The organism is Methanoregula sp., assembly GCF_049690535.1.
Taxonomy (GTDB): Archaea; Halobacteriota; Methanomicrobia; order Methanomicrobiales; family Methanospirillaceae; genus Methanoregula.
In genome coordinates this window covers 1-4150 of sequence record NZ_JBAVMX010000035.1, presented here as the reverse complement: position 1 = coordinate 4150, position 4150 = coordinate 1, and the positions used below count along the sequence as shown (strand labels likewise).

Annotated in this window: 5 protein-coding genes; 3 read left to right on the top strand and 2 right to left on the bottom strand. The window is 53.1% G+C overall.

Going from position 1 to position 4150, the window contains the following annotated elements; all coding sequences use genetic code 11:
* The coding region (locus WCE46_RS03075) for a HEAT repeat domain-containing protein (RefSeq protein WP_424732238.1) at positions 1-938 on the top strand (938 nt) is incomplete at its 5' end.
* A 52-nt stretch (positions 939-990) separates the two neighbouring features.
* Here the strand turns inward: WCE46_RS03075 and WCE46_RS03070 are convergent.
* Positions 991-1698 carry a flavodoxin family protein gene (locus tag WCE46_RS03070; RefSeq protein WP_424732237.1) on the bottom strand — a complete coding sequence of 236 codons (708 nt, stop codon included), beginning with the start codon at positions 1696-1698 and terminating at the stop codon, positions 991-993.
* Between the two features lie 105 nt (positions 1699-1803).
* Between WCE46_RS03070 and WCE46_RS03065 the strand changes: the two genes are divergently transcribed.
* Positions 1804-2469, top strand: a complete 666-nt coding sequence (locus tag WCE46_RS03065; RefSeq protein WP_424732236.1) for a TMEM175 family protein — start codon at positions 1804-1806, stop codon at positions 2467-2469.
* A gap of 722 nt (positions 2470-3191) precedes the next feature.
* Here WCE46_RS03065 and WCE46_RS03060 read toward each other — a convergent pair.
* The gene (locus WCE46_RS03060) at positions 3192-3791 is read right to left on the bottom strand and encodes a hypothetical protein (RefSeq protein ID WP_424732235.1); all 600 of its coding nucleotides are present in this window, start codon (positions 3789-3791) and stop codon (positions 3192-3194) included.
* A 168-nt stretch (positions 3792-3959) separates the two neighbouring features.
* Between WCE46_RS03060 and WCE46_RS03055 the strand changes: the two genes are divergently transcribed.
* On the top strand, positions 3960-4150 hold a 191-nt coding region (locus WCE46_RS03055; protein WP_424732234.1), incomplete at its 3' end, for a crossover junction endodeoxyribonuclease RuvC.

Sequence of the window (4150 nt, the reverse complement as noted above, 5' to 3'; positions counted from 1 at the left end):
AGATCGGTGCACCTGCAGTCGTACCGTTGATCGGGGCTCTCGCCGATCCGGGCGAGGATGTCCGACAGGAAACGATCCGGGCACTCCAGCTCATTGGTGAGCCGGCGGTCACCCCGCTTATCCAGTCGCTCAAGCACAATCACCCGTTCATCCGCCGCGGGGCAGTGCAGGCTCTCGGGGTTATGGGCGAAGGCCGTGCGGTAGCAAACATTATCGAATCCCTCAGGGATGCAGATCCATGGGTCCGTCATGAGGCGGCCGTGGCGCTGGGCAGGATTGGCGACCCGCATGCTGTAACCTCATTGATTGAGAGTCTTAACGATCCCCTGGAGCATGTGCGGATGTCTGCCATGGCGACACTCTGCTCACTGGGACAGGCATCGATCTCGCCTCTCATCCAGGCCCTTGTCGATAAAAACGAGGATATTTCCCGCAGGGCTGCACTGGCACTGGCTACCATTGGGGAGCCCTCGGTCGAACCGCTCATCGATGCCCTTTCAAACCAGAACTCGGGTATCCGCAAAGAGGCCGCTGCAGTGCTGGGCCAGATCGGGAACACAAAGGCAATTCCCTCACTCATCGAGACACTCGCAGACCCGGACAGGGCAGTCAGGATAGACGTTGTCAAAGCGCTTGCAGCGCTCGGTGTTCCCGCAATTGCTCCGCTCATGCAGGTCTTCCGCGAAGGCGATGTCCGCACAAGAACGGGCGCGATGGAGGCGCTCTGGATGCTCGGCCAGCCGGCGACAACGCCGCTCATCATGGTCTTAAAAGACGACCAGAGTGACGTGAGGAAACGGGCAGCTCTCCTTCTTGGGGAGATCGGTGACCAGAAGGCTGCCGACCACCTCACCGGCCTCTTATCCGATGAGAATGTTTCCGTACGGCGCGAAGCATTCGAAGCACTGGAAATGATCAAGAAAAGAAATCCACAATAAAATCCATCTTTTTTTTTCGGCGTTCCGGCAAACGCACAGCGAAATAAAAAAATTACATCCAGCCCATCGCATTCCAGTGATCGAACTCGTGCGTCCACACATCCTTGTTCGCCAGCACCAGCTGCTTCATGTGGGCTTTCCTGTCTGCATAATATGCCTGCTGGACCGGATCCTTCCACTGTGTCTGGATGGCCTCTGCCAGTTTCCTGCCCAGGTCTTTTGCCTTCTTCTCCGCGGGCAGGATCGCATCCGGGTTACCCATGAAGTTCACGCCAACCGTGCCAACCGTGGTGGCCCCAAGCATCCGCATCGAGGCGTTCATGTACTCGGCAGTCTCTTCTGCCATTGCCCCGCCGGCCGTGGAAACCGCACAGCCGTATTTCCCGGTAAAATGCAGGCAGTGGACGCCGTCGGCCATACGGTCGAGCATGGTTTTAAGCTGCGCCGTCACCGAATTGATGTAGACCGGTGAGCCAAGCACGATACCGTCAGAATTGAGCAGTTTCTCGTACAGGGCCGGCATATCATCGTCATGGATGCACTCGCCTTTCGCATAGCAGGTCGTGCAGGCTGTGCAGTATTTGATCTTTAATGCGCAGACATCGACAAACGTCACATCCGCTCCCGTTGCACGTGCCCCTTCGAGCACGCCAAGAACCAGCCGGCGCGTCTGGCTCTTTTCACCTTTCGGGGGCTCCCGTTGATACCGAGGATCTTCATGTGAGTGTTCACCAGAGTAGTGGTATGCCCATGGTATCATAAAGATGTGCGACAGTTAGTGAATGACTGCGTTTGAGCTCGCGATAAGGATCGAAATGGAAATTAAAAAGGTTTACGTACAATCCCTTCACGTAGTACTATGAGTATGGACGCACAGGAATCTGCTGAAAATAATTTTATCTCGAAGAACCGGCTCGAGGCACTTGTTGACGGGGTATTTGCGTTTGCCATGACCCTTCTTGTCGTGGGTCTCGCCGTCCCTTCCATCCCCAAAGCGGACGCTGCAACCGAACTGCCGAAGTACCTTGCCACAATGTACCCGCAATTCCTCAGCTTTTTGATCGCGTTTTTTATCCTTGCAAGTTTCTGGATAGTCCATCACGAGCAGTTCCATTTCCTCCATTCGGTCAATAAAATCGCTCTGTGGCTCAACATCCTGATCCTGATCTTTGTGGTGCTGGTGCCGTTTTCGACCAATCTTTCCGGGGATTATTCGCACGTCCAGATCGCGACCCTTGTTTTCCATGCCAATATGCTGATCCTCGGGATCCTCTTTTTTATCCAGTGGCAGTACATTATCCGCTGCCCAACCCTCCTGAACGGGCCGGTTCATCCCAGTCGTGCACTGGATTTTGCACTGGAACGGATCATCATCATTATTGCTGCATGCGTCGGGATTACACTCTCTCTTATGTCTTCCCAGTACTCAATGCTTGCATACCTGTTCGTCCCGGTTATCATGCGGATCCTCATATGGATTTTTAATCCCCGCTCTCGGCCATTCCGGTCAGGACAGGAACAAACCGCCTGAAGGGATTCCTGTATCCTGTTATAAAAAAGTGCTCTGGAGAAATCCTCATCCAAAACAGATTGTACCGCCCCCTTTTCGGGCGGTCTCCCCTTTATAAATGGGGTGTGGCCGGACCCACGGTATTCCATAATAGTTTCTCCGACGAAAGAGGTGTCGGGCCGGATTCGGGTCCGGGAAGTTCCAGTGGAAGTGGCGCCAATCCTCTCCACGATTATCCTTTTAATCTGGTATTTTTTGAAACCGAGCGTTTTAATCGGGAAAAAACCGTGCAATTTAGCCGCGTTCCTTTGAGCGTGAAAAACCGGCTGATCCGCAAGGTTGTCCGGGACTTCGGGCAGGTCCGGAGGGGCATTACGGCCGAAAAATAAAGGGGGTTCCTCACCGGGGAAAATCGTCCCGGTTTTTTTGAGAAAAGACCTGTGATCCTCATCCATAAGCACCATATGCTTGAACCAAGGATATCCGAAAGGTGAGATGCGGTGGTTTTGAGGGGTTTTTATCGTCGGTGACAGGTAAGGTTCCAACCAACGATGCGTCATGGGGGTTATCAGATTTTGGGCTCTGTAAAAATCTTCAACAACAACCAGAACCGGGTTCTGTCAGGTTGTCGGCAATCCTAAATTTTTTTCCCTCGGAAGAAACATAACAAACTGCCGAAGACTTAACAAAACATCTCTTATTCTCATTGAGAAAATCTACAGAGACAAAAAAGGAAAAACCGGTTAAAACCAGTAATTCTTTACAAAAACTTTCGATTTCTCGACACGGGATGTGCAGCGGCGGAGCACCAGCGGGACAATAATGATCGTTAGAACTGCAGTTCCGATCAGCCATGTGGTAAATACGGACAGGACCTGTGACCACCCCATAACCCCTCCGATCGCGAGCGCAATAGATCCCCACGCCGCTCCGATGACGTTGTTGAGGATCACCCCGAACAAAACAAGGTGGAAGAGATCGCGGCTGGATTCCATACCGACATTGACGTCAAATATCCGGAATGCCGTAAGTGGGATAAGAACCTGCCAGAGACCCGCGAGCGAGAAGTAGATCGCAACGGTTGCCGGCATCCCCGAGAGAAGACCGGATCCGATGAAACAGCCGACATACGCGGCAATCGCTCCGTACATGCCATACCATAGAGCAAAGATCAGCATGAACGCAGCAGCGATAGGGATCAGTGCAACGCCGGCGGGAAGAGTGGAAGAGGGACTGATGATGTGGGAGATCAGAAGGGAAAACCAAGCCAGCAGCGAGTTAATGAGAATAAGCCCGATCACAAGGATGAGGAACGAGTAAGTCGGACGTTTAACATTTTTCATACTTCACCTTATCCCCATATTATACGCCACTCTAGATAGAATTTATCCCTCCTGCGGCATTCCGGGATTCCGGAGAGGCAGGAAAACGTTATCCCGAAATGGAGAAGTGGACAGAGGATTTTATGGGCTGGTGTCGTAACACTAAGTACTGTCAGTGATGTGCAGTTCATGATTGTAACAGGGATTGATCCCGGGCTCGCACGGCTCGGATACGGGGTGATCAGGGTCGACCGGGGCACCGCAACGCCGGTCTGCTACGGGTGTATCGAGACCCGGGCCGGGACCCGGCCGGCAGAGCGTTTGCTTGAGATCTACACCGGATTACAATCCCTCTTCGATCGTTATCCCCCGGATGCCCT

Bases quoted from the DNA above. Each gene is read 5' to 3' on its own strand.
- WCE46_RS03065 (WP_424732236.1), top strand. From the start codon at position 1,804: ATGGACGCACAGGAATCTGCTGAAAATAATTTTATCTCGAAGAACCGG.
- WCE46_RS03060 (WP_424732235.1), bottom strand. From the start codon at position 3,791: ATGAAAAATGTTAAACGTCCGACTTACTCGTTCCTCATCCTTGTGATC.
- WCE46_RS03070 (WP_424732237.1), bottom strand. From the start codon at position 1,698: ATGATACCATGGGCATACCACTACTCTGGTGAACACTCACATGAAGAT.